Here is a 25,992-nt window from a genome sequence, read left to right as displayed (position 1 = left end):
GATTATGTTGTTTATGATAACCTTCCCGAGGAAGATCACCTGACTGGAAAGACGTTTACTCAGCGTATAGAGAGAACGAATTTAACTCAGCGTACTCGAATAAAAAGACTGAATAGAAAAACTATCAGTTATTCAAAATCCGAAGAAATGCACGATAAGGTGATAGGAACTTTTATTGAGCGTGAGTACTATTTTTGATATTCAATCTAACTATTTAATACATGACCGAGAACACTGCTTTTTTGTCTTGCTTTATGGTTAGCAATTGAAGACATGACTAACACCCATACTAATACAGGCGCTGCCGCTTTCAAAGCACCAATAAAAAGTGTTCCTAATATACCAGCCGACTTCGCAACAGATGGTGCCAACCATGCCAATAATATTCCTGCAATTAAACCTATTGATATTTGTGCAACTAAACTTCCGCGCATAATATATTGCAAGAAGCCTTTTTGTTGTATTGCCATAGTCTGTCCATTTAATATTTTTGGCTCTATAAGCCTAGTGTTTTGTGTTTACTTTCCCAGCACAAAAAATGGGGATAACTATAAATAATAATTAGCTACAATACACAAAAAATACAACTCTAGATAACAAGTCACTTACATTTATGTGATCAAAACGACAATTATCATATAACACACACCATATCGAATTAAGTTTCATAATATAATTTCAGTATTTTTTATACCCAGATAATTAAATTTATTCACCTAACTTATAAATTACGCAGCATTATTTATCATTATCAATATGACAAAAATATACTTTTTATGAAAAACTCGGCCATGACTCTAAAGCGTTAATTTGATATTTTTGTGCTTTTTTTAGTAGAACCCTAATATAACTGTCACGATGGAAGTTGTTTGCCGATATTGCGGTCAAACCGAACCTGTACATAAACATGGGACAGGTAAAGCAAGCCTCTTTCGCTATTATTGCAAGGATTACCGGAAAACCTTTTAACTTAACTATCGTTACAATGTGGTCATAAACCTGACATGAAAGAGAAAATTGTTGGTATAGCAATGAGTGCCTCTGGTGTGAGAGACACTGGCCATGTTTTAAGTGTCGGTATCAACACGGTAATACGCGCTCTAAAAAACTCTTGCCAAAACAAGTAACAAAGAGACAGCTTGTTTACGAAAACGTCACTCTCATCTGTGAATTGAATGAACTATGGTCTTTTGTTGGTAACAAAAAACAACGTCATTTTCTTTTATATGTGTTTGATATAAAAAACAGATAATAGAACAATTCGGTCCGCTAACCGGTGCAACCTACCGCAAATTGCTCGACTTACTGACCCCTTTTAGCATTCGTTTCATAACAACCGATGACCGGGGAGCTACACCAGAGAAGTTGAGCTTGAAAAATATTTAGTAGGAAAAATTTTTACCCAACGCATCGAGCGGCATAATTTCAATCTGCGCATTCATATTAAGTAATTATCAATAAAAAATTTGTTACTCACGTTAGATAGAAATCCACGAAAAGTTGATTGGCGCATATATTGAAAAACATTATTACAACCCTTCGAGATCATAGCAAAAATTGGATTAAAAGCCAATAATTACACATTGAGAATAATTTTGTTGGCTTTATTGATTTATTACCCCCAACTTTTATTTACAAAAAAATTATAAACAACAGTCACCATAATAAAATATAATTATTTTATAAGTTACTATTTCAAATCTAACATCACCATCACAAAAAATCATTTATCTTGCAAAAATAAAATTTATCATTTATAAATAAAAAAACCGAACAAAATATAAAATCCCACATATAAAAAATGGAATCATTATGTTTAACAATATGATTAACAATCACCTTTTCTATCAAAAAGCTACTAGTGACGATATTAAAAAATTTATCATAGAACAAATAAAAGACAAACACTTTGTTTACTTAAATCCAGAACATTCACTAGAGCTAATAAGAAAAAATGCAAATAAAAAAACGATTGAAATCAAAAATTTTATAAACAGCTGGAATGAATTAGAAGCTGACCAGTATATGGGAGATGGAGGTAAATATAGGAAACGAAGATATGCAACGTTAAGTTCAGACGTCACTTCAGGAAGAGTGGAACTAGAAGATCATCAGCCTCACTTCCAGACAAAATACTATAATAATCTAAATGGTAATATAGCTAGGCATTATGAACCAATAGCGAATGAAATAATTAAAGGTGAAATAATGGAAAGCATATTCTATTTATCACATGATTTATTCACAGAGTTATCACCAGTAGGAAATTGGCATATAGAAACTCATCAATTTAGAATTGAATCAACAGATAATCAAATAGGAAAACCAACTCCTGAAGGAATACATAGAGATGGTGTAGATTATGTTATCATGATTTGCATAACCAGAAATAATTGCATTGGCGGGGGAAGTACTATTTATGATAAAAACCAAAATAAATTAATCTCATTCACCATGAAAAATACTTTTGAAATGGTAATATTAAATGATAAAGAACTATTTCATGGAGTTAGCCCTATATTTAGAAAAGATAGAGAGAAAAAAGCAATAAGAGATATGCTTGTTATAACTTTCAGAAAAAAATAAGAGTAATAAAATGATTGAACTATTGGCTGTTGCAACAATAACTCTTTTAGCAGTCATTAGCCCAGGGGCTGATTTTGCTATGATAACAAGAAATAGTCTGATTTATGGCCGTAAATCAGGCGTTTACTCATCATTAGGAATTTCTATAGGAGTCTTAGTTCATGTTTTTTATACTCTTGTTGGCATCGGAATATTAATAAGTCAAACCCCCAGCCTTTTCATTGCAATAAGAACGATTGGTGCATTCTATCTAATATATATAGGTTATAAAACTTTTATAAGTAAAAATATTTCTTTTAACAATAGCGAAAAATTAGACGTTATAGGTAATTTTTCTTCTTTCAAGAATGGTTTTTTTACTAATGCATTAAATCCCAAAACGACCTTATTTGTCCTTAGTGTTTACACACAAGTTGTAAGTTTTTCCACTCCATTATATATACAAATTTTGTATGGATTATTTATGTCTTTTTCCCATTTAATATGGTTTATTTTTGTTGCTTACTTTTTGTCCAGCAATAGGTTAAGAGTAAGTTTATTGAATAAACAAAAAGCTATAAATATGTTTATAGGTATAGTACTTGCCATGCTTGGTTTATGGCTGATGCTTTCACAATTAATATAACAAAGTCATTATTCATAACAATTTCAACATGAAGCAGTGATAAGAAAACCTCATAACCACCTATGCCCTTTTCTAATTTGCAATTTTGTTACACCAGTCATATCGTTATCTATGTCACTGGTGTCTTATTTTTTTATCCCACACTGTGACTGTATTCTAATGATACCGAACTAAAAAATCTATTCATTCAAAACTAAGAGTCCAATTCTTCACCAAAATTTTCTGTCTCGTACCTGCTGATTTTGTTAAAGTGTTACAGTCAATCTTTATGCCATCTTGAAGGGATTTCGAGAGCATTTCATGACATCGGTATTTAATGCTTTGTATTTCAAAGCACCGAATAGAAAATCACCATAAATGCACCATAAAAGCAAGATGCAATCCTTAACCCGCGTTTTAGGAACATTTGATGGAAATTGTAACAGACCTTATTTATGCACTTTGGCACCAAGATTACGAAACACTCGCTAACCCCTCATTAGTATGGGCGATTTACATCCTACTATTTACTATCCTGTTTTTAGAAAATGGGATATTGCCTGCCGCATTTTTACCGGGCGATAGTCTATTGATATTAGTTGGCGTCCTGATCGCAAAAGATGCCATGAGTTTTCCGATAACTTTAGCCATTCTTACCGCTGGGGCCAGCCTTGGGTGCTGGGTTGGATATCTTCAGGGACGGTGGCTTGGTAATACTAAATTAGTTCAGGGCTGGCTATCGCACCTTCCCGAACATTATCATCAGCGCGCACATAACTTATTCCATCGTCATGGTTTATCTGCCTTATTGATAGGCCGTTTCCTTGCTTTTATCAGAACATTATTACCAACACTGGCCGGGTTGGCCGGGCTGAATAATGGACGTTTTCAACTATTCAATTGGCTCAGTGGATTCTTGTGGGTGATTATCCTGACAACGTTGGGCTATGCGCTCGGTAAAAGTCCTTTTTTCCGCCAGTACGAAGAATATCTGATGAATTTCTTAATGCTGTTACCACTGGGTCTGTTAATTATCGGCTTAATAGGCAGCTTGACGGTCATTTGGCGCAAAAAACGCGCCAATAATTCTCTATAGCCATCCGATTACGTTATTCTGCTTTTTCCCTGTGGTATTGCTGAAAAACATACCACAGGGCATCACTCTCCCTACCTGTTTTACCTTACCTATTACTGTATTACCCATCCATATTAAACAGTATTTAAGATTAATTCGGCACATAGTATGACAATTTTTCATCTACTCAACCTTTTAACTCCTCACAAAAGCGACTATGGTAGAGATTCATCCACCGTATATTTCAGGAGATAGGTAATGCCACAGAAACAAAACTCTGAAGATTTACGTGCTGAGTTACAATCCATTGCGGATACTCTGGAAGAAGTTCTCAATAACTCCGGTGAAAAATCAAAAGCTGAACTGGAAAAACTGCGCAGTAAAGCAGAACGCACACTAAAAGATGCACGTGCTACACTCAGTGATGTTAACGATAAACTGATTGATCAAACTAAAGAAATTGCAGGTCGTGCAGATAATTATGTCCGTGACAATCCATGGACTGGTGTAGGTATTGGCGCTGCTGTCGGCGTAGTATTGGGCGTGCTGCTTTCAAGGCGCTAAGATGACCCAAACACCTCACTCACAAGGCCCTGGCAAAGGGCTCTTTGATACTTTACGGCGAGTAACAGCAATTGTTGTTCGCATGGTTGAAACCCGTCTTCAACTTGTTGCTGTTGAGTTGGAGGAAGGTGCAACCATACTGGTACAACTATTGCTGATGGTAGGGTTCACCATGTTATTCGCAGGCTTTGGCCTGATGTGCCTGTTGATATTGATATTTTTGGCTGTCGACCCAGTCTACCGAATTACGGCAATGGCCATTACTGCCGGAACACTACTGATTCTCGCCGCTTTTGGTGCAATATGGACACTCAAAAAAGCACGAAAGCTGACTTTTCTTCATGCAACCCGAGAACAATTGAGTGTTGATAGCAAAATGCTGAAGGATGACCATCATGACTAATTCACAGGATATGAATAGTTCACGGGGTCAGCAACTCAAATTGCGAAAACAGCAACTGTTACAAGAGATCCAACAACAACGCCAATCACTCTCTGCCTGCAGCCAGCACTGGCTTGAAATCACACAACCTTATGATAAAGGCTGGCAGACCTTACTGACCTTCAAACCCTATGCTGTCATTGGTTCTGGCATTGCCCTGCTTTATGCTCTACGTCATCCAACCAAATTTTTTCGCTGGTCACGCCGTATTATTAGCATATTAGGGATCGTGCAAACCGTGCGAAATACACTACATGAGTAGTAGTTTACCTTTACTTGGTAATTCCTTCAAAAAAACTGCATGAAATTGTTAATATTCCTTACTATCAACAAATAACACCTCTCCTTAGAATACCGCCATCAACTAATGATTAACAAATTGTGCTTTTTTGTCCATTTATTGGTCATTTTAATCGATACAGACAACTTATTTATCGTTACCCACGGTATTATTGGAGACAATCATGAAAAAATTTGAAGATAGTGGCCTGTTGATCGCCCGTATTTTAATATCGGTTCTTTTCATCATCGCAGGATATGGAAAGTTGGGTAGCGCTTATGCGGGAACGCAGGAATTTATGGAAGCCATGAAGGTGCCAGGAATTTTATTGCCACTGACTATCTTACTGGAACTCGGTGGTGGCCTTGCCGTGATGTTCGGCCTGCTGACCCGTACCACAGCAGTATTTACATTCATTTTCTGTATTTTGACAGCAATTCTGTTCCACAATGATTTTTCAAATGACATGAACCAGACTATGTTCCTGAAAAACTTTGCTATCGGCGCAGGCTATTTGATGCTGGCTATGATGGGGCCCGGAAAATACAGTATTGATCGTGTCTTGAAGAAAGCTTGGTAATTTATCTTATTGATGGGTTTTAACCTGAAATATCTCAAGTAAATACAAAAAATCCCCTGACTGTTCATTCTCAATCAGGGGATTTTTATCATCATCGGCTAGCTTATTTTTTAAAAAACAGTTTGGGAATTTCACGCAGGCACCAAGATTTGGCTTCTCCCATGCTATCACGCCGCCATGCCATGATAATGTTGCTTTCATTACTGTACTCCGAGCCAACCACACGCAAACGCCCTTCAGCAATATCCCGCTCTACCATCGGATATGGCATGGTTGCCACTCCCAACCCAGCCAACAGTGCCCGGTGTTTGTCTTCTAACTTACTTACCGTCAGACGTGGCTGTTTATCCAATAATTGAACTGTCAGCACAGGGCGCTCCCTTGCAGTATCCGCAACCGCTATCCCGCGGTACTTCACCCGCGTCGCATCAGACAAAGGCTCTGGTTCTTGATGGATAGGATGATCCACACTGGCAACATAGACGTTGTTCATGGAATAAAGTACGCGTGAGTTAACTTCCGAAGATGCCCTAAAATGAAGATCTGGTGCAATCACAATATCAGCATATCCCGTTTCCAGCCTCTCCCACGCTCCGGCCAGCACTTCGGTCATTAACGAAAGCTGGGTATTCGATTTATTCGCCAATTTGTCTACCAGAGGAAAAAGTGATTCAATCGGGAACAAGGCTTCACACACAATCGTCAGGTGTGTTTCCCAACCACGGGCAAGTGCTTCTGCATCCGACGTCAGTTTATCTGCGGCTTCAAGCAATAACCTTCCCCGTTCCAGCAGCATCCGTCCCACATTGGTAAATTTCGTGCGATGACCAGAGCGATCAAACAACACCACATCCAGCTCTTCTTCCAATTTCTGCATGGTATAGCTCAGCGCGGAAGGCACTCGTCCTAATTCATCCGCTGCCGCTGCAAAACTTCCCCGCCGGTCTATTGCATCCATGACCCGCAAGGATTCCAATGTAAGAGCACGCTCTTTGCCCATATTTTTCTCAATCAGTAATTTTGAATATAGTCGCCAGATTAACTGGCTAACATTTCAACGTCCAGATAATTAAGATCGAAGCTAATTGTTTTATTGGTTAAAGAGATGACAGCTATGATAATAATGAGAACAGCAAATCAATGCGGAAAAGCCGATTATGGCTGGTTACAGGCTCGCTATACTTTTTCATTTGGTCATTATTTTGATCCAAATTTTCTGAATTACCGGGCACTGCGTGTTCTTAATCAAGAAGTTCTCGCGCCAAAAGCCGAATTCCAGCCTAAGTCTTATCCTCATGTTGATATTTTAAATATTATCCTGCAAGGAGAAGCTCAATATCGTGATAGTGAAGGAAATCACGTTCATGCAAAACAAGGAGATTGCCTACTGTTTTCTACCCGTCACGGGGTAAGTTACAGTGAGCATAATACCAGTGACAAAGTGCCACTGACACGATTACAACTTTGGCTCAATGCCTGCTCCCAGCAAGAGCCACAGCCCTTGCAACGCAAGACACTCACAAATAAGCCATTAACATTGCTGGCCTCACCGACATCAGAAGATAATAGTATGCTTCTGCGCCAACAGGTATGGATAAGCTATTTGGTTGTCAAAAATCGTGATAGCCAACGTTTGCCATTACGGGGCAATCATGCCTATCTGCAATCCATCAGTGGCAATGCAAGGGTTAACAGCAACAAGGTTAACGGCCACCAGAATACAGACGTAGAAATTAAATGTGGGGACGGGATATTTATTCAGGAAGAGCAAGAAATAACATTACTGGCAGATACCCCATTTCGAGGACTGTTAATTGATTTGGCGGATTGATTGCTTTGGCTGGTGGATAGCTAGTTGGTTGTTAGCTTTGATGCTAATTTCATCCGGTCATAAAATGAATAAGCCCTATAAAGCATCTGCTCTATAGGGCTAAATTTGTGAAGTTGACCGATAAGCCGGGTTCTGTCTTGGACAGCCATTCATCTAGGCCAGCACTTGCGCACTGGCTCAAGCAACCTACCCGGGTTCGGTACGGGCCGTACCATTTGAACCCCTATTTGGTCTTGCTCCGGGTGGAGTTTACCGTGCCACGAACTGTTGCCAGTCGCGCGGTGCGCTCTTACCGCACCCTTTCACCCTTACCTGATCTCACTTTTTTACAAAAATGAGCCATCGGCGGTTTACTCTCTGTTGCACTGGTCGTAGGCTTTCACCTCCCAGACGTTATCTGGCACCCTGCCCTATGGAGCCCGGACTTTCCTCCCCTTTACTTTCCCCCGAGGGAGAGAATAAAGCAGCGACTGTCTGGTCAACTCCGGCGCGGATTATAAGAGGTTTAATACCCAATGTATAGGGGTTTTCATGCATCTTCTTCAATTTGATCAAGGGTAGAAACCTGATCAAGCGCATAGCGGTACAAGGCATTTTTCTTCACACCGTGAATCTCTGCTGCCAGTGCTGCCGCCTTTTTCAACGGTAACTCTTTCTGCAATAATGCCAATGTCCGCAAAGCATCCGGTGGCAAGCTGTCATCCGCAGGCTTGCGATACCCTTCCACGATCAAAACCATTTCACCCCGCCGGCGAGTTTCATCTTCCTTAATCCACGCCAGAAGCTCACCTGCGGGCTTTCCTTGAATAGATTCCCACGTTTTGGTTAATTCCCTTGCCAACACGACATAACGATCTGGGCCCCACACTTCCACAATATCTTCTAAACTGTCCAGCAGGCGATGTGTCGATTCGTAGAAAATCAGCGTTCGCGGTTCCTGTGCCAATTCACGCAGTGTATCCTGACGTCCTTTACTTTTTGCAGGCAAGAAACCTTCATAGCAAAAACGATCAGAAGGCAGCCCCGCAGCAGACAGTGCCGTAATTGCTGCGCAGGGGCCGGGTAGAGGGACGACGTTGATTCCCGCTTCACGGCAACGACGAACAAGGTGATAACCCGGATCGTTGATCAAAGGTGTACCTGCATCAGACACCAATGCGATGCTGATACCTTGCTCCAGTTTCGCCAGCAATTGATCTGCTTTCTGCTGTTCATTATGATCATGAAGTGCGAACATGCGCGCATTAATGGCAAAATGTTGAAGCAACAAGCCAGTGTGTCGCGTATCTTCGGCTGCAATCAGATCGACATGTTTAAGAACTTCAAGAGCACGCTGAGTAATATCCCCTAAGTTTCCAATAGGGGTTGGCACAACATATAGCGTGGATGTCGTAACCACTGCTCGATTGGTTTGATTCATTGTTTCATCCGAATGACCGATTTAAAATTGAGCATCTTTGAAAAAAACATCACTGGATACAGTATGCTTCCCTCAATTTTTGTGCGTTTCAAAACTGGTTTAGTCTATACAGCGCTGCTGTCGACTATGGTTATTGCAGGGTGTACCATGCCCGAACAGCAAGGGCAACCAACTTCTCAACCTCAGGACAATATCAGCGCGGAGATTAACCGCTATCAAGCCATTATTGACGCAGCTCATAATCATCCTTCACTGGATGTTATCCGTGCTTATATTGCGCTGGAGCCTCATGCAGCAAATGAAGCTGCTCGCCAGAAAAATATCGATGATACATGGCAAGCACTGACCCATCTTTCCCCACAGCAACTCAATGAATTAGTCATTAATGCCAACGAATATACGTTGCAGGGCTGGCTTGATTTACTCAGCACTTACCAGACCAATAAACAAGATCGCAATAAACTGCGTTCTGCCGTAGATGATTGGAGGATCCGCTATTCAAGCAATCCTGCGGCACATAGTTTACCCTCTGCGCTGCAACAAGTGCAGCTTGAGCCAAAAGACAACCGTGTCACATTCGGATTATTCCTGCCATTGAACGGTCAGGCAAAAAAATTCGGTGAAGCCATTCGACAAGGTTTCCTCGATGCCCAAAAAGGATTACCCAAGCCTTCATTGCCCGTCAATGTTGCCGAACCAAACACGGGTAATCCATCAAGCATTGCCAATCCAAACGGTGTGGGGCCATCAAATACGGCAGCATCAGCTACGGTAAATAGTGGCGAAGCAAATCCAGAAATAGCCGCAATGCCTGATAGCGCACCGACCGAAGAAGAAACAACGCCGGCAACATTAGCGCCAGCATCAACATCCGCCACAATGAATGATGCTCCCGTCACTGTTGAAGATATAAAAATCTATGACACCACCAGCCAGCCACTCGCCAACCTGCTGGCACAAGCGGAACAAGATGGCGTTACGTTAGTTGTTGGACCATTATTGAAACAAAATGTAGAAGAATTGGCACAAATTGAAACACCGTTGAATGTTCTGGCCCTCAATAAGTTGGATGTGGCACAAATGCGTCCAAATGTCTGCTATTTTTCCCTGTCTCCAGAAGATGAAGTGAAAAGTGCCGCCATGCATATCTGGCAGCAGCAGAAACGCAATCCTCTGGTCTTAATACCTCGCACAGAATTTGGCCGTCGAATAGCAAAAACCTTTGCTGATGAATGGCAGAAACTGGGTGGACAGTCGGTATTACAGCAAACGTTCGGAACGCTGGGTGAAATGAGACAATCCATGAACCGTGGTGTTGGTATCCGCTTGTCAGGTACACCGGTTTCTGTCAGTGCATCTTTATCAAATACCAGCATGACACAGAACAACACAAACGAGCCTGTTATTTCCACAAGTTCTACAAGTTCAATCAAAGGCGCAGTAGACGCCGTTTACATTGTTGCGACAGCGGATGAACTGACAACCATCAAGCCAATGATCGATATGGCAATCAATTCCCGCAAAAAACCGGCTCTCTATGCCAGTTCACGGGGAAATAAATCAGGTACTGGCCCGGATTTCCGTCTGGAGATGGATGGTATGCAGTTTAGTGATATCCCATTATTGACGGGTATGAATGTGCCACTGATGCAGCACGCGGCTAAAAAATTTGCCAATGATTACAACCTAATGCGTCTCTACGCAATGGGAATAGATGCATGGTCATTGGCCAATCAGTTTGCTCAAAAACAATTTTCTCAAGAACAAAAATACGCTGGATTCCGACTGAATGGTGCAACAGGAGAGCTTTCCGTCACGGATAATTGCATCATCTTGCGCCAACTGCCTTGGATGCAGTTCAATAAAGGGCGCATCGAACTCGAAGGTTCAGCTGACAAGACCAACGACACTGACAGTGCGAAGAATTCAGATGATGTGAATAATTTTGCTGACGATAATACGGTACAATAAACCTCATAGATGATGAGAAACCTAAAAATCAATCGCTATGCGCTGGGACGCCATTACGAACATCAGGCCAAACAGTTTTTGCAAAAACAAGGGCTTGCCTTTGTTGCTGAGAATGTGAAAATCCGCGGTGGGGAAATCGATCTGATCATGCGTGATAAACACACATGGATATTTGTCGAAGTCCGTTACCGCCAGAACGCACAGTATGGTGATGCCACTGCTACAATTACTCAAAGCAAGCGCAGAAAATTATTACATACAGCCGCTGTTTGGCTGTACCAACGCAATGAATGTCTGGAAACAGCCTCATGCCGCTTTGATGTTTGTGCGATTACGGGTCAGAAATTTGAATGGCTGAAAAATGCCTTCTCCTGAGTGAGGAGCTATTGCAATAGCTCCTCAATTTGCTCGCTAATAAATAGATTTCAATACACATAGGTCATAACGTGCTGGATAGAATTAAAGTCTGCTTTACAGAAAGTATTCAAACTCAAATCGCAGCAGCAGAAGCATTACCCGACGCAATCTCTCGCGCCGCAATGATGATGGTGCAATCACTGCTGAACGGCAATAAAATTCTTTGCTGCGGTAATGGTGGGTCTGCGGCAACCGCACAGCGTTTCGCGGCCAGCATGATCAACCGTTTTGAAACAGAGCGGCCAAGCCTGCCAGCCCTGTCTCTGAATACCGATAATGTGGTGATAACAGCCATCACCAGCAGTAAACAACCTGACGAAATCTACGCCAAACAAGTCAGGGCCCTGGGACACGCTGGAGACGTCCTGCTCGCCATTTCTACACATGGCAACAGTCGGGATATCATCAAGGCCGTGGAAGCCGCTGTCACGCGGGATATGACAATTGTTGCCCTGACAGGTTACGATGGTGGTGAAGTAGCAGGATTATTAGGGCCACAGGATGTTGAAATCCGTATTCCTTCACATCACAGCATCAGGATCCAAGAAGTCCATATGTTGACAATTAACTGTTTGTGCGACTTAATCGATAACACGCTATTTCCTCATCAGGATGAGTAAGGAGCCAAGTCATGAGGTTATTTTCTCTATTAGTGATCTGTTTCAGCGCAATGCTATTACAAGGATGCATTGGTGCTGCTGTTGTCGGCTCTGCTGCGATTGCCACAAAAGCGGGCACAGACCCACGAACAATCGGACAACAAGTTGACGATAGTACGCTGGAAGCCCGTGTCAGCACTGCTATTAACAAAGATCCACAAATTAAAGCACAAACCCGTGTGGTTGTGACTGTGTATCAGGGCAAAGTTCTTTTAACCGGACAAAGCCCCAATGAAGCATTGGCTGACCGTGCAAGACAAATCGCCTCAAAAGTTGAAGGCACCAAATTGGTGTATAACGAAATTCGACAAGGTAATCCTGTTACATTAGGTACAGCTTCCGTGGACACTTGGCTGACAACCAAAGTGCGTTCCAAAATTTTAACCAGTGATGAAGTGAAGTCATCCAGCATTAAAGTAGTGACAGAGAATGGTGAGGTATTTTTGTTTGGCGTTGTCACCCATCAAGAAGGAACGGCTGCTGCAAAAATTGCCAGCGAAATCAGCGGCGTTAAACGCGTAACAATCGCGTTTACTTATCTCAACTAACTCTTTCAGCTAACCCTTTAAACAAACGCTCCTAACTAAATCGCCCCATTAAAGCCTATCAAGGCGGCACAAATCGGTGCCGCCACCCACCGCTTGAAAAATGACGGTTATATCAATTTATTTTGTTTTAAGTAATTCTCTCCTCCCATCAACTGCATTTGCCGCAAAATCCATTGCTGACGCCGCAACACATAGGCAGAAGGTTCATTCACTTGATAACGATGGGGGTTTGGTAATACAGCAGCAAGCAATGCAGCTTCAGAAGCCGTCAATCGTCCGGCTGGCTTACGGAAGTAATGTTGTGCGGCTTCTTCAACCCCAAAAATGCCATTGCCAAACTCAGCAATATTGAGATAGACAGTCAAAATACGTTTCTTTGACCACAGTATCTCCAGCCCAGCGGTCATTCCCGCCTCTAATCCCTTTCTCACCCAACTACGCCCTTCCCATAAAAATAAATTTTTGGCTGTCTGTTGAGTGATGGTTGAAGCCCCCCGAATCCGTTTCTGATATTTTTTATTATGTTCTATCGCGGTTTCGATAGCATCAAAATCAAATCCCCAGTGTTTTGGAAATTTTTGATCCTCAGCCGCAATCACGGCTAATGTCATGTAAGGTGAAATTTGATTCTGATCTACCCATGAGGAACGAAAAACATAAGATAAATTAATTGACATTAAAGCGCCCATTTGTCGCTCTATCATCACCATAGAAAACGGTACCGGCAGAAATGAAAACGCTATTACAGCAACAAACCACAGAACTGTGATAGATACGACAATTCTTTTCAACCAGCACCATAATATTGAAAATGGACTTTTCATCCTTTTACTCAATCATTTCCAATATTTTTCGAACCAACTTATCAATTCCTTTTTCTGCTTGGGATAATGACTCAGCAAGCATATAAGCAGGTGTTGTTACAATTTTATTTTTAAAATCAACGACAATGTCGTCAACAGGACACTCAACATGTATCCCCCCCATTTTCTCTATTTGAGCGGCTGTTACAGGATCATTACCAATGGTTACTTTTATCGGAGTGCCCAATATCTTAGGTACCATAACGGGCGAAATACATATAAACCCCATTGGCTTGCCTTGTTGATGCATTTCACGCACCACACTTAATAATTCTTTATTTATTTCGCAATCTGATCCTTTATATGCGAAATTACATAAATTCTTAGCTGCCCCAAACCCTCCCGGAATAATCAACGCATCCAATTTATTAATATCAACTTTAGAGAGAGGCTGTATATTCCCCCGGGTTATACGAGCAGATTCTTCCATTATGTGGCGAACCTCTTGTTTCTCTTCTCCATTAAGGTGATTAATTACATGATGTTGTGATTCATCAGGCGAAAAAAAAGACACATCAGCCCCCAAACGGCTTAAAGAGAGCATAGTCAGAACTGATTCGTGAATTTCACTTCCATCGTAGACTCCACATCCACTCAATATAACGGCAACAGATTTCATATTTCTCTCCAATTGTAGTAGATTAATGCTTAACCCCTTAGAGGGTTAAACACCAATCTTCATCACAGATTTTAATGAATCTTGTAACAAAAAATCTTATCTTTGCTATGTTGGTACTTGTATTCTATGTGGAAGAATTTTTTAATTACTCGCATTGAAAAAAATCTTAGGATAAGCGGGTAAACAAGTTTCCCTGGTGTTGGCGCAGTATTCGCGCACCCCAACTTCGGTTGGGGTTATTTTTTTGTAGCGTCCGATAACCAGTTTCTCAATATTTCTATATCAGTCTTCCATTCCAACTTTAATTCATCCACCCACTCCTGCACATTATCCCACCATGCCGGTAAATCAGGTGATTGAATCTGTTGAGCCAACTGCTGCAAGTGACGCAACCCGACAGAGCCAGCCGCCCCCTTGATTTTATGCGCCTCTTCCGTAATGCCCTTCTGATCTCTGGCCGTCATGTTTGAATCCAGTAAGGCAAGATAATTTGGCATCATGGTCTCAAAAATAACCAGATTGTCAGCGATCATTTTTGGTCCCACCAATTCGATGTATTGGTTAAGCATCTCCGTGTCGAGCAACTCTTCATCCTTCTTCACAATACCTGTCTCCTGTAATGTGTCTTCAGATTCAGATGTCTTGCCCCAATATTTTCCCATCATAGCGATCAGCTCCTTCACAGAGAGTGGCTTGTTGAGTACATCGTCCATACCAGCATCAAGATATTCTTTTCTATCTTTTAAAACATTGGCAGTTAGTGCAATCAATGGAGGCAAGGATTGAGCGGGATAACGCTGGTGTAACTGACGGGCAATATCAAGCCCCGTCATATCCGGCAATTGGATATCCAATAACACTAAGTCATATTCATCAGGGTCAAACATCGCCAGTGCATCGTGTCCGTTCATGGCGACATCCACACTGTTCCCCAATTTCTCCAGTACAGAACGGGCAACAATGACGTTCAGTTCGATATCTTCCACCAGTAGGACGTTAAGTGCAGGTAATGGCATGCTATCCAGCTCTTCATCTCCTTCAGGCAGTTCATCAATGGCAGGCGCAATGACAGACAAAGTAAAGCAAGAGCCTTTACCTACTGTGCTTGTTACAACAATATCTCCACCCATACTTTGAGCAAGCCGCTTTGAGACAGCAAGACCGATACCCGTTCCCGTCGCCGGGCGTCCACCGGCACTGTCTGTCACTTGGTAATACATGGCGAAGATTTTTTCTAGCTCATCACCGGGAATGCCAATGCCAGAATCTGTAACCTCAAATAACAGGCGCTCCCCATCTTCACGCCAGATACGAACCTTAATTTCCCCTTTAGGCGTAAATTTCACGGCATTGCTAATTAAATTCCATAAAATTTGTCGCAAGCGAGTTCCATCAGTCAACACCTTGGCGGGGAGGGGTAGTTCAGGTTCCAACACAAATTTGATATCTTTCGGCTGGGCCAGTAATCCCGAAATGTTCTCCAAATCAGCCATAAAGCCGGTGAAATCAACCGGTTGCTTATCAATCTGGATTTTACGCCGCTCTATTTTATCTAACTCAATGATATCATTAAAAATATTACCAAGAGTAATGGCACTGACATGAATCGTCTTCAAATATTTACACTGTTCTGGTGTTAAATCGGTATCCATCAGGATCCGGCTCAAACCAACAATGCCATTTAAAGGCGTACGAAGCTCATGGCTAATCGTAGAGATAAAAGTGCTCTTATCCCTACTGGCATTCTCCAACGCATCCTGATAGCGCTTACGCTCCGTTATATCGCGTCCAAACCCCATCAGACCGTGTCGCTTCCCAACGAGATCGTAAAAAGGAACTTTTCTGAGTTCAAAACAGGCTTTGCGGCCATCGGGATAAACCAGCCACTGTTCATAAGTGAGAGAAACATTGTGACGAAAAACTTTTTCATCGGTTTCCATCACCTTATTGGCAATTTCTTTATCGTAAACATCGGTTGGAGTCAGGCCAATGAGGTTTTTTTCACTTTTGCCTGTCAGCAGTTCCATAGCCCGGTTACAGCCGGAAAATTCGTTGTCTTCATTACGGTAATAAACCAGATCCGGAGAAGCATCTAAAAATGAACGCAATAAGACCGATTGCTGTTCGAGTTCAATCTGGGTTTTTTCACGATGTTCCATTTCCAACTTGAGCTTGTCCAGCAATATCAGATGCGCTTTTTCCGCTTTCTCTCTTTCTCTGATCTCCTGATTCAATTGGGCAATATTTTCTTTGAGTTGCAGATTCAAGGCCGCATCACGCTGGCGGGCTTCTTCAAGTTGCTCCACCACAATAGAAAGAAAATAAACTGCCCAAGGGGTGATCACTAAACCAAAAAAGATAGAGCGTATTAAATCAATGCGATGCACTTCTCCATGCAATACAAACGTCACCGCCATTTGCATAACCATCGCAAGAATAACCAGAGCAGAAGCGAGCAGTAACGAAAAACGCACCAGCCCTAGCTTCATCATCAAATCAACATAATATTGAGCAAGCCCTCGAATCAGCTTCATAACAACTCCCAGTAAAGTTACCAGATTGAATCATAACGTAAAAAAGACTCAACTTCGTTGAGGGATATCACTCTCAATACCCCAATGGAATAAAAAATCAAAATTAAAGCATAATTAATCACATTAAATTAAAAGAATAAAAAGTAATCATGTCATTTATACTTGATGAACACATAATACGAACTATAATTCCATTATTTTAAATAAAATTAGATAAAAAAACTGAATAATTCATATTTTAAAGCATATATGAAATAAATAATGTTATTGTTTTGGTGATATAAATCACACTATTTCAGGTTGACGATCTGGGTCACAAAACCTCAAACAAGATTTTTTTAAAAAAAATTCAATTAGATAAATAAAAACACATCATAAAAAATGCCATTTAGCCTTATTTGACCTGCTCTATTTTTCTCGCTAAGTTGGGGATTCACTGAACAGTCTCCTGTTGGATAATCATCCAGCTCATATTTATGCAGTGACATGACATCATTTTGATTTACCGCTTGTTATTGCCAATCAAACAAGTGGTGTTTGATTGAGGGCGCAAATCAGACGCCTGTAGAAATAATATATCTATATCCTCTCGCGAGTGATGAGAGAGCCGGACAGAACTTGGGGAGCGTTACAATGTTATATGATCAAGTGCAGGAAAAAGATAACTGTGGTTTTGGATTAATCGCGCATATTGAAGGTGAGCCAAGCCACAAAGTAGTGCGTACAGCTATACATGCGCTGGCCCGGATGCAGCATCGGGGCGCAATTTTAGCGGATGGAAAAACAGGCGATGGTTGTGGCCTATTAATGCAAAAACCCGATCGTTTTTTTCAGATGATCGCCAGCGAGCAGTCATGGCGGCTTGCCAAAAACTATGCCGTCGGTATGTTATTTCTGAGTCAAGATGCCAAAATCGCTCAGTCATGCCGAGATATCATCGAACAAGAATTACAAAACGAAACTCTATCCATTGCTGGTTGGCGGGAAGTTCCCACCAATCGCGATATTTTGGGTGATATTGCCTTATCAAGCCTCCCTCGTATTGAGCAAATTTTTGTCAATGCACCTGTCGGCTGGCGGAAACAAGATCTCGAACGACGCCTGTTTATTGCCAGACGCCGGATAGAAAAACGAATTACTGATAACGATTTTTATATTTGTAGCCTGTCCAATCTGGTCACGATTTATAAAGGATTGTGCATGGCTGCCGATTTACCTCGTTTCTATCCGGATTTAGCCGATTTGCGAATGGAATCATCTATCTGCCTGTTCCACCAGCGCTTTTCAACCAATACTGTTCCCCGCTGGCCGCTGGCACAGCCGTTTCGCTATCTGGCCCACAATGGGGAGATCAATACCATTACGGGAAACCGTGAGTGGGCCAGAGCCAGAGCCTATAAATTCCGTACTCCCCTCATCCCTGATTTGTATACCGCCGCTCCCTTCGTCAATGAAACAGGTTCTGACTCCAGCTCATTGGACAATATGCTGGAACTGTTCCTCAATGGTGGTATGGATTTAATTCGCGCAATGCGTTTGCTGGTTCCCCCTGCATGGCAGAATAATCCTGATATGGATGACGACCTGCGCGCATTCTTTGATTTCAATTCCATGCATATGGAACCGTGGGATGGGCCAGCCGGTATCGTAATTTCCGATGGACGGTATGCAGCCTGTAATCTGGATCGCAATGGTTTACGCCCTGCCCGTTATGTGATTACCAAAGATAAACTGATTACCTGTGCTTCTGAAGTCGGTATCTGGGATTACCAACCTGATGAAGTTGTGGAAAAAGGCCGCGTTGGGCCGGGTGAGTTAATGGTGATCGATACTTATGAAGGCCGTATTCTGCATTCCGCGGAGACGGATAATGATTTGAAAAGCCGTCATCCTTACAAAGAGTGGCTGGAGAAAAATGTGAAGTACTTGACGCCATTTGATGAATTGTCGGAAGACCAAGTCGGCCAGAGAAGTTTGGATGACCGGTTGCTAGCCACTTATCACAAGCAATTTGCCTACAGCAATGAAGAGTTGGAGCAGATTATCTGCGCCCTTGGCGAAAATGCACAAGAAGCAACGGGTTCAATGGGGGATGATACACCATTTGCCGTCCTCTCCAGCCGTCCACGCATCATCTACGATTATTTCCGTCAGCAATTCGCCCAAGTCACCAATCCGCCTATCGATCCACTACGTGAAGCTCATGTTATGTCGCTGACTACCCGTATTGGCCGGGAAATGAATGTTTTTTGTGAAGCGGAAGGACAAGCTCATCGACTGAGCTTTAAATCCCCTGTTTTGCTCTATTCTGATTTTGTACAACTGACGACTCATCATGAGTCCCATTATCGCGCTGATACACTGGATCTGACTTTCAATCCACAAGAAATCAGTCTTAAGCATACAGTTTCAACCTTGTGCGAAAGAGCTGAACAATTTGTCCGTAATGGTGCTGTATTACTGGTACTGTCCGACCGCAATATTTCGCCAGAAAGGTTGCCGATCCCTGCTCCAATGGCTGTTGGCGCCATACAACACTGTTTAGTGGAGAAAAACCTGCGCTGTGACGCCAACTTGATCGTAGAAACAGCCAGTGCACGTGATCCACATCATTTTGCAGTGTTGTTGGGTTTTGGCGCGACCGCTGTTTACCCGTATCTGGCGTATGAGTCACTGGGGAAAATGGTGGATAATGGCACAATCAACATGCCATACGCTCAGGCTATGCTGAATTATCGTAACGGCATTAATAAAGGGCTGTATAAAATTATGTCCAAAATGGGCATTTCGACCATTTCCTCTTACCGCTGCTCTAAATTATTTGAGGCGGTCGGTCTGCACCCTGAAGTGACAGAACTCTGCTTTAATGGTGTCATCAGCCGTATTGAAGGCGCAGATTTCAGCGATTTTGAACAAGACCTGCTTAATCTTTCCAAACGGGCATGGCTCCATCGCCACACCATCGATCAAGGGGGATTGCTGAAATATGTCCATAATGGGGAATATCACGCTTATAACCCTGATGTTGTTAACACACTGCAAGCTGCGGTTCACAGTGGAAACTACCGTGATTATCAGAAATATTCCGCATTGGTGAATGGACGCCCCGTTACAACACTGCGGGATCTGCTCGCCATTTCTCCTAAAGATGAGCCGATTTCCATTGATGAGGTTGAGCCAGCAGAAGCTCTGTTCAAGCGTTTTGATACCGCAGCCATGTCAATTGGCGCGCTAAGCCCTGAGGCTCATGAAGCACTGGCAGAAGCGATGAATACGTTGGGAGGCTTTTCCAACTCCGGCGAAGGTGGGGAAGATCCCGCACGTTATGGGACAAAAAAAGTATCCCGCATAAAACAGGTTGCCTCGGGTCGATTTGGGGTTACACCTGCGTATTTGGTCAGTGCCGACGTGATCCAGATAAAAGTTGCACAAGGTGCAAAACCGGGAGAAGGAGGTCAGTTGCCGGGGGATAAGGTCACACCTTATATCGCCAAATTGCGCTACTCCGTACCGGGTATCACATTAATTTCTCCGCCGCCACATCACGATATTTATTCCATTGAAGATCTAGCCCAACTGATTTTCGATCTTAAGCAGGTTAACCCAAAGGCTCTGATTTCAGTCAAACTGGTTTCTGAACCGGGCGTGGGAACCATCGCAACAGGGGTAGCCAAGGCCTATGCCGACCTGATTACCATTGCTGGTTATGATGGTGGAACCGGAGCCAGCCCCCTCTCTTCAGTAAAATATGCTGGTTGCCCGTGGGAGTTGGGATTAGTCGAAACGCAGCAAGCATTAGTTGCCAATGGGCTACGCCATAAAATCCGCCTTCAGGTTGATGGTGGTTTGAAAACAGGTCTGGATATCATCAAGGCGGCAATTTTAGGTGCGGAAAGTTTCGGTTTCGGGACTGGCCCAATGGTTGCCCTCGGCTGTAAGTACTTGCGGATCTGCCACTTAAATAACTGCGCGACGGGTGTCGCAACCCAAGATGAAAAACTGCGTCAATCTCACTATCACGGTTTGCCTGAAAGAGTGATTAATTACTTTCACTTTATTGCACAAGAAACACGTGAATTGATGGCGCAATTAGGTGTGAAACAACTGACTGATTTGATTGGTCGAACAAATTTGCTGGAAATACTTGAAGGTATTTCTGCCAAGCAAAGTAAGCTCAATCTTGAGCCACTGCTGGAAACGGCTGAACCTCATGCGGGCAAAGAACAGCACTGTACAGAAAGCAATCAACCTTTTGATCAGGGTGAGTTAAATAAAGAGATCGTCACTCAGGCCATGTCTTATGTGGAAAATTCACGGAGCAAAACATTCTATTTTGATATCCAAAACACCGATCGCTCTGTTGGCGCTTCGCTCTCTGGTGCAATTGCGGCACGACACGGTGATCAAGGGTTGGCGGCCGATCCCATCAAGCTGCATTTTACCGGAACCGCTGGGCAAAGTTTTGGCGTCTGGAATGCAGGCGGTGTCGAACTGTTCTTAACAGGCGATGCCAATGATTATGTTGGCAAAGGTATGGCGGGCGGGCGGATAGTCATTCGTCCTCCGGTGGGTTCGGCATTCAGAAGCCACGAGGCAACGATCATCGGCAACACCTGCCTTTATGGGGCCACGGGCGGGCAACTCTTTGCCGCCGGTCGTGCTGGTGAACGCTTTGCAGTGCGTAATTCAGGTGCCATCTCCGTTATCGAGGGGATTGGTGATAATGGCTGTGAATATATGACAGGTGGGATCGTCTGTGTTCTCGGCATCACTGGTGTGAACTTCGGAGCAGGCATGACTGGCGGGTTCGCTTACGTGCTTGATGAATTCGATGATTTTCGCAAGCGCGTTAATCCAGAACTGGTGGAAGTGCTCTCCATGGATAACCTTGCCATTCACAAAGAGCATCTACGTGGATTGATCACCGAACATGTCCGTCTGACGGGTTCTCTACATGGAGAAAGCCTATTGGAAAGCTGGTCACTATGGGTCAATAAATTTGCATTGGTGAAACCCAAATCCAGTGATGTCAGCGCATTGTTAGGACACCGTTGCCGTTCCTCTGCGGAATTGCGGGTTCAGGCACAGTGAGGAGTCAAAAATGAGTCAGAATGTTTATCAATTTATCGACTTACAGCGTGTCGATCCGCCGAAAAAATCGTTGAAAATCCGCAAAATAGAGTTTGTGGAAATTTATGAACCCTTTTCAGAGATTCAGGCCCAAGCACAGGCGGATCGCTGTATTTCATGTGGCAATCCATATTGTGAATGGAAATGTCCGGTACATAATTACATTCCAAACTGGCTAAAACTCGCCAATGAAGGCCGCATTATTGAAGCAGCAGAATTATCACATCAGACAAATAGCTTACCGGAAGTCTGTGGACGCGTCTGTCCACAAGATCGCCTGTGTGAAGGTGCTTGTACGCTGAATGATGACTTCGGTGCTGTCACCATCGGCAACATTGAACGCTACATTAACGATACGGCCATTGCGATGGGCTGGAAGCCGGATATGTCGCATGTCATCCCGACAGGCAAACGCGTGGCCGTCATTGGTGCTGGCCCCGCAGGGCTATCTTGTGCTGATGTCCTGACCCGCAACGGCGTACAAGTGATGGTTTACGATCGTCACCCTGAAATTGGTGGCTTACTCACATTTGGTATTCCTGCTTTCAAACTGGAAAAAGAAGTGATGACGCGCCGCCGTGAAATGTTCTCTGAGATGGGGATCGAATTCAGCCTAAATACGGAGATAGGTAAAGATATCACGCTGTCCGAACTCACCACAGAATATGATGCTGTATTTCTTGGGGTTGGCACATATCAATCCATTCGTGGTGGGCTGAAAAACGAAGATGCTGACGGTGTATATGATGCCTTGCCTTTTTTAATCGCCAATACCCGTCAGTTGATGGGCTATCCGGCTTTACCGGAACAGCCTTATATTGATATGAAAGGTAAGCGTGTTTTGGTATTGGGTGGCGGTGATACAGCAATGGACTGCGTTCGGACTTCGATTCGTCAAGGCGCAACCCGTGTTATTTGTGCCTATCGGCGAGATGAAGAGAATATACCCGGCTCCCGCCGTGAAGTAAAAAATGCCAAAGAAGAAGGGGTAGAATTTCTCTTCAATCTCCAGCCAATAAGCATTGAAATTAATAATGCAAAACAAGTTTGTAATGTCATGGTTGTAAAAACCCAACTGGGAGCCATTGATGAAAAAGGCCGTCGTCAAGCTGAGGTTATTCAAGGCTCTGAAATCTTGATAGAGGCTGATGCAGTGATCATGGCGTTTGGTTTTAAACCTCATGCCATGAGCTGGCTGGATAAACATCAAGTTAATCTCGATCAAAAAGGGCGCATTATAGCTTCTGAGTCCAGCGAATTCCCCTTCCAAACCAGCAACCCCAAAATATTCGCGGGCGGGGATGCCGTTCGTGGTTCCGATTTAGTGGTAACAGCAATTGCCGAAGGCAGGACAGCGGCCTCCAGCATTCTCGATTATCTTGCAGTGTAATACTCAATCCCCTTCCTTTTGATGACGTCTCCGGCCTTTTGGCCGGAGAATATCTCAATAAATTAAAAAATCTCTCTTTTTTATTTTTTTCTTACTACCACAACAGTTGTATTTTTTTGAGTTATGCGACTATTCTTATATCCTAAAGCTAAATATTCAAATTTAATCTCCTATTCGTTACAGCAATACAACAATAGTGCAATACCACAATACAGCAATAAGGTTTGTCTTTTTCGAACAGAAAGTTTCTCAGTGCAACTGATTTAATATAAATAAATTAAAATATTATTAAAGTTATAATAACAGGAAGAAATATATGCCCTTACTCCTAAAAACGCTCTTCTCTTTTATATTCTTGGTAAGTTCGCCATCAATTGCGGGGTTATCTACACCTGCTAAAATCATGCAGCAACTGTATGAAAGAGGAGTAAATTCTGTGGTGGCGCAATTAGGGGAGGAAGGAAAAGAAAATGAAATCACGCATAATATTACAACAGGTGATAGTCAATGGTTGAAAGTTGCTTTCGCATTATCCTCCAATATGAATCCCAAATTTTCTCAACAAGTGAGTAGCGCCTTGTCATTGGCTTTGATTAATAATCCGGTAGAAGTATTAGCCTTAGCAAAATCAAATCGTACTTTCTCACCAAGTGAAATCTGTAATATCCCTGCAACGATCTCAAGCTCAGATGGACACAAAAAATTTATAAAGAAAGTCTCAGATAGCTTGAACGCAGCCAGAAAATCCAATATTGGAAGCAACAAAGAAAATGTAGAAGTGTGTCTCTTGCAGTTGGATGCGGCCGACAGTCTCTATTTTTAACATCTGAATAAAAATTTGTTTGAAAAATAAAGGAGATAATAATCTCCTTTATTTTATATCATGACCATTATCCCATCTTTCAATCTGCGACTTGGTTGGCTGCAATTTGAAATCCTATGGGATAACAGGTTCGATATGATTATTTTATAACACGCAAGGTCGGGCGACCTTTTGGTGGTTGAGGAGGTTCGTCATCGGGCGAATTATCATCGCGAGAAGCTCTGCTGTCTCTGATAAATACCAGATTGTCAGCAACTGGCGGAGCCATTTCTTCTGACTCAGTATCCGTTTCATAAGCAGCCTCTGGCTCAAACATCATCCCAGCCCCATTCTCACGAGCATAAACCGCAATCACAGCCGCCATCGGAACATAAACCTGACGGGCAACACCACCAAAACGGGCATTGAACCTAACTTCATCGTTAGTCAATTCCAAATTACCAACCGCCCTCGGCGAGATATTCAGGATAATTTGCCCATTCTGCGCATATTCCATCGGGACGCTTACTCCGTATAAGCTAACATCCACAACAATATGCGGGGTCAGGTCATTATCCAACAGCCACTCATAATGTGCCCGCAATAGATAAGGGCGGCGTGGAGACATTTGAGTCATCTCCATAAATTAATTCCGTGTTTGTAAACGCATTTCACGTTCTGCTTCCGTCAATGAAGCCAAAAATGCATCACGCTCAAATACACGCTGCATATAGACTTGAAGATCTTTTGCACCCGGGCCAGACAACTCGACGCCCAAGATAGGCAAACGCCACAGCAACGGAGACAAGTAGCAATCCACCAAGCTGAATTCATCACTCATGAAGAACGGCATTTCTCTAAAAATAGGCGCGATAGCCATCAATTCTTCAGCAAGTCGCTTCCGTGCAGCATTAGCTTCCTGAACATTGCCTTCCTGAATTTTATACATCAGGGAATACCAGTCTTTTTCAATTCTATGCATCATCAGGCGGCAGGAGCCACGAGCAACAGGATACACAGGCATGAGTGGTGGATGAGGGAAACGCTCATCCAAATATTCCATAATGATGCGAGAATCATACAGAGTCAGCTCACGATCAACGAGAGTAGGAACCGATTGGTAAGGATTCAGATCAATCAAATCCTGAGGCAAATTACCTGCTTCAACGTGTTCAATCTCAACACTGACCCCTTTTTCCGCCAGTACAATTCGCACTTGATGGCTAAAAATGTCGGTCGGGCCGGAAAACAGAGTCATTACCGAACGTTTGTTGGCAGCGACAGCCATGAAAACCTCCAAGTTTATCTAAACAAAGGAACGAACAGCCCTTCAATGAACAGCGGCTATTCTCGCTCATATTCTCATCCTGTTTCGCACTTATTATCTGAGGCTATCATCCCTTTCATCTTTCAAGTGGCAGTTTTGTTAGTTGCAACGAGAAGTCCGAAGTCTAAGAGATATATTCCACCTCTGCCAAATCAGGCAAACGTACGGATAAGGCAAAAAATTGTTACTAGTCTACCAGATTTTGCACATTTTGTGGGGAAGTACATTGAGAATTAATGATGAAATATCGGAGTCTAAAATTTTGTTTCTTTAATGTGCTATTTTTTTCAAAAAAAAGCGCATTATCGAAGACTAAAAAATCAAGAGAATAAAAAAACCCGCCATAAAAT

General features: G+C 42.7%; 27 protein-coding genes, 1 other RNA gene and 1 pseudogene. 20 read left to right on the top strand and 9 right to left on the bottom strand.

Features of this window, described 5'->3' with window-relative positions; translation table 11 throughout:
* The coding region (locus Xhom_RS05980) for an IS1 family transposase (RefSeq protein WP_244590771.1) at positions 1–198 on the top strand (198 nt) is incomplete at its 5' end.
* 32 nt (positions 199–230) lie between these two features.
* Here the strand turns inward: Xhom_RS05980 and Xhom_RS05975 are convergent.
* Positions 231–470: pseudogene (locus Xhom_RS05975) on the bottom strand (cation:dicarboxylate symporter family transporter); the annotation flags it as partial.
* A gap of 534 nt (positions 471–1,004) precedes the next feature.
* Here Xhom_RS05975 and Xhom_RS45695 point away from each other — a divergent pair.
* The 11 genes from Xhom_RS45695 to Xhom_RS05920 all read left to right on the top strand — a co-directional run bounded on the left by Xhom_RS45695 (position 1,005) and on the right by Xhom_RS05920 (position 6,131).
* Positions 1,005–1,127: an IS1-like element transposase gene (locus tag Xhom_RS45695; RefSeq protein WP_084023227.1), complete on the top strand. Its 123-nt coding sequence runs from the start codon at positions 1,005–1,007 to the stop codon at positions 1,125–1,127.
* The gene (locus Xhom_RS45690) at positions 1,112–1,252 is read left to right on the top strand and encodes an IS1 family transposase (RefSeq protein WP_084023225.1); all 141 of its coding nucleotides are present in this window, start codon (positions 1,112–1,114) and stop codon (positions 1,250–1,252) included. The genes Xhom_RS45695 and Xhom_RS45690 overlap by 16 nt, the downstream gene beginning before the upstream one ends.
* Positions 1,249–1,386 carry an IS1 family transposase gene (locus tag Xhom_RS45685; protein ID WP_084023224.1) on the top strand — a complete coding sequence of 46 codons (138 nt, stop codon included), beginning with the start codon at positions 1,249–1,251 and terminating at the stop codon, positions 1,384–1,386. Before Xhom_RS45690 ends, Xhom_RS45685 begins: the two co-directional genes overlap by 4 nt.
* Positions 1,387–1,394: 8 nt before the next feature.
* Positions 1,395–1,451 (top strand): hypothetical protein, encoded by a 57-nt coding sequence (locus tag Xhom_RS45680; RefSeq protein ID WP_418384946.1) that lies wholly within the window; start codon positions 1,395–1,397, stop codon positions 1,449–1,451.
* A 361-nt stretch (positions 1,452–1,812) separates the two neighbouring features.
* The gene (locus Xhom_RS05950; RefSeq protein WP_099139654.1) at positions 1,813–2,586 is read left to right on the top strand and encodes a 2OG-Fe dioxygenase family protein; all 774 of its coding nucleotides are present in this window, start codon (positions 1,813–1,815) and stop codon (positions 2,584–2,586) included.
* 10 nt (positions 2,587–2,596) lie between these two features.
* On the top strand, positions 2,597–3,211 hold the full coding sequence (locus tag Xhom_RS05945; protein ID WP_069317826.1) for a LysE family translocator: 615 nt from the start codon (positions 2,597–2,599) through the stop codon (positions 3,209–3,211).
* A gap of 409 nt (positions 3,212–3,620) precedes the next feature.
* Positions 3,621–4,286, top strand: a complete 666-nt coding sequence (locus Xhom_RS05940; protein ID WP_069317825.1) for a DedA family protein — start codon at positions 3,621–3,623, stop codon at positions 4,284–4,286.
* Between the two features lie 237 nt (positions 4,287–4,523).
* On the top strand, positions 4,524–4,829 hold the full coding sequence (locus Xhom_RS05935; protein ID WP_069317824.1) for an ElaB/YgaM/YqjD family protein: 306 nt from the start codon (positions 4,524–4,526) through the stop codon (positions 4,827–4,829).
* A 1-nt stretch (position 4,830) separates the two neighbouring features.
* Positions 4,831–5,232, top strand: coding sequence for a phage holin family protein (locus Xhom_RS05930; RefSeq protein ID WP_069317823.1), 402 nt, complete (start codon positions 4,831–4,833; stop codon positions 5,230–5,232).
* Positions 5,225–5,533: a YqjK-like family protein gene (locus Xhom_RS05925; RefSeq protein WP_232326170.1), complete on the top strand. Its 309-nt coding sequence runs from the start codon at positions 5,225–5,227 to the stop codon at positions 5,531–5,533. The genes Xhom_RS05930 and Xhom_RS05925 overlap by 8 nt, the downstream gene beginning before the upstream one ends.
* Before the next feature lie 202 nt (positions 5,534–5,735).
* Complete coding sequence (locus Xhom_RS05920; protein ID WP_069317822.1) at positions 5,736–6,131, top strand: DoxX family protein; 396 nt, start codon at positions 5,736–5,738, stop codon at positions 6,129–6,131.
* A 103-nt stretch (positions 6,132–6,234) separates the two neighbouring features.
* Here the strand turns inward: Xhom_RS05920 and Xhom_RS05915 are convergent, their stop codons facing one another.
* The gene (locus Xhom_RS05915) at positions 6,235–7,131 is read right to left on the bottom strand and encodes a LysR family transcriptional regulator (protein ID WP_069317821.1); all 897 of its coding nucleotides are present in this window, start codon (positions 7,129–7,131) and stop codon (positions 6,235–6,237) included.
* A 114-nt stretch (positions 7,132–7,245) separates the two neighbouring features.
* Between Xhom_RS05915 and Xhom_RS05910 the strand changes: the two genes are divergently transcribed.
* Positions 7,246–7,962 carry a pirin family protein gene (locus tag Xhom_RS05910; protein WP_069317820.1) on the top strand — a complete coding sequence of 239 codons (717 nt, stop codon included), beginning with the start codon at positions 7,246–7,248 and terminating at the stop codon, positions 7,960–7,962.
* A gap of 105 nt (positions 7,963–8,067) precedes the next feature.
* Here Xhom_RS05910 and rnpB read toward each other — a convergent pair.
* An RNA gene (gene rnpB, locus Xhom_RS05905) (RNase P RNA component class A) lies at positions 8,068–8,448 on the bottom strand.
* Between the two features lie 43 nt (positions 8,449–8,491).
* Complete coding sequence (rsmI, locus tag Xhom_RS05900; RefSeq protein ID WP_069317819.1) at positions 8,492–9,382, bottom strand: 16S rRNA (cytidine(1402)-2'-O)-methyltransferase; 891 nt, start codon at positions 9,380–9,382, stop codon at positions 8,492–8,494.
* Positions 9,383–9,445: 63 nt separating this feature from the next.
* On the opposite strand from rsmI, the gene Xhom_RS05895 reads away from it, so the two are divergent.
* From Xhom_RS05895 to dolP, 4 genes are all read left to right on the top strand, one after another.
* Positions 9,446–11,353, top strand: coding sequence for a penicillin-binding protein activator (locus Xhom_RS05895; protein ID WP_084023220.1), 1,908 nt, complete (start codon positions 9,446–9,448; stop codon positions 11,351–11,353).
* Positions 11,354–11,365: 12 nt separating this feature from the next.
* Positions 11,366–11,728, top strand: a complete 363-nt coding sequence (locus tag Xhom_RS05890) for a YraN family protein (protein WP_099139653.1) — start codon at positions 11,366–11,368, stop codon at positions 11,726–11,728.
* Positions 11,729–11,799: 71 nt separating this feature from the next.
* Positions 11,800–12,390 carry a DnaA initiator-associating protein DiaA gene (diaA, locus tag Xhom_RS05885; RefSeq protein ID WP_069317816.1) on the top strand — a complete coding sequence of 197 codons (591 nt, stop codon included), beginning with the start codon at positions 11,800–11,802 and terminating at the stop codon, positions 12,388–12,390.
* An 11-nt stretch (positions 12,391–12,401) separates the two neighbouring features.
* Entirely contained in the window at positions 12,402–12,977 is a 576-nt protein-coding gene (gene dolP, locus Xhom_RS05880; RefSeq protein WP_069317815.1) for a division/outer membrane stress-associated lipid-binding lipoprotein, read from the top strand.
* A 107-nt stretch (positions 12,978–13,084) separates the two neighbouring features.
* Here the strand turns inward: dolP and mtgA are convergent, their stop codons facing one another.
* From mtgA to arcB, 3 genes are all read right to left on the bottom strand, one after another.
* Positions 13,085–13,801, bottom strand: coding sequence for a monofunctional biosynthetic peptidoglycan transglycosylase (gene mtgA, locus Xhom_RS05875; RefSeq protein ID WP_069317814.1), 717 nt, complete (start codon positions 13,799–13,801; stop codon positions 13,085–13,087).
* A 4-nt stretch (positions 13,802–13,805) separates the two neighbouring features.
* Positions 13,806–14,459 carry an isoprenoid biosynthesis glyoxalase ElbB gene (gene elbB, locus Xhom_RS05870; protein WP_069317813.1) on the bottom strand — a complete coding sequence of 218 codons (654 nt, stop codon included), beginning with the start codon at positions 14,457–14,459 and terminating at the stop codon, positions 13,806–13,808.
* Between the two features lie 236 nt (positions 14,460–14,695).
* A complete protein-coding gene (arcB, locus tag Xhom_RS05865) occupies positions 14,696–16,993 on the bottom strand; it encodes an aerobic respiration two-component sensor histidine kinase ArcB (protein ID WP_069317812.1) in 2,298 nt (765 codons plus the stop codon).
* A 633-nt stretch (positions 16,994–17,626) separates the two neighbouring features.
* Here arcB and gltB point away from each other — a divergent pair.
* The 3 genes from gltB to Xhom_RS05850 all read left to right on the top strand — a co-directional run bounded on the left by gltB (position 17,627) and on the right by Xhom_RS05850 (position 24,336).
* On the top strand, positions 17,627–22,084 hold the full coding sequence (gene gltB, locus Xhom_RS05860) for a glutamate synthase large subunit (protein WP_069317811.1): 4,458 nt from the start codon (positions 17,627–17,629) through the stop codon (positions 22,082–22,084).
* Positions 22,085–22,094: 10 nt separating this feature from the next.
* Positions 22,095–23,513, top strand: coding sequence for a glutamate synthase small subunit (locus Xhom_RS05855; protein ID WP_069317810.1), 1,419 nt, complete (start codon positions 22,095–22,097; stop codon positions 23,511–23,513).
* 316 nt (positions 23,514–23,829) lie between these two features.
* Entirely contained in the window at positions 23,830–24,336 is a 507-nt protein-coding gene (locus tag Xhom_RS05850) for a hypothetical protein (protein ID WP_069317809.1), read from the top strand.
* Positions 24,337–24,475: 139 nt separating this feature from the next.
* Here Xhom_RS05850 and sspB read toward each other — a convergent pair whose 3' ends face one another.
* Together sspB and sspA are read right to left on the bottom strand one after the other, a co-directional pair.
* Entirely contained in the window at positions 24,476–24,958 is a 483-nt protein-coding gene (gene sspB, locus Xhom_RS05845) for a ClpXP protease specificity-enhancing factor (protein WP_069317808.1), read from the bottom strand.
* Between the two features lie 3 nt (positions 24,959–24,961).
* Complete coding sequence (gene sspA, locus Xhom_RS05840) at positions 24,962–25,603, bottom strand: stringent starvation protein SspA (RefSeq protein ID WP_069317807.1); 642 nt, start codon at positions 25,601–25,603, stop codon at positions 24,962–24,964.
* Positions 25,604–25,992 lie beyond the last annotated feature (389 nt).

The organism is Xenorhabdus hominickii, from assembly GCF_002632725.1.
Classification (GTDB): domain Bacteria; phylum Pseudomonadota; class Gammaproteobacteria; order Enterobacterales; family Enterobacteriaceae; genus Xenorhabdus; species Xenorhabdus hominickii.
This window is presented reverse-complemented; position numbering and strand designations above follow the sequence as displayed.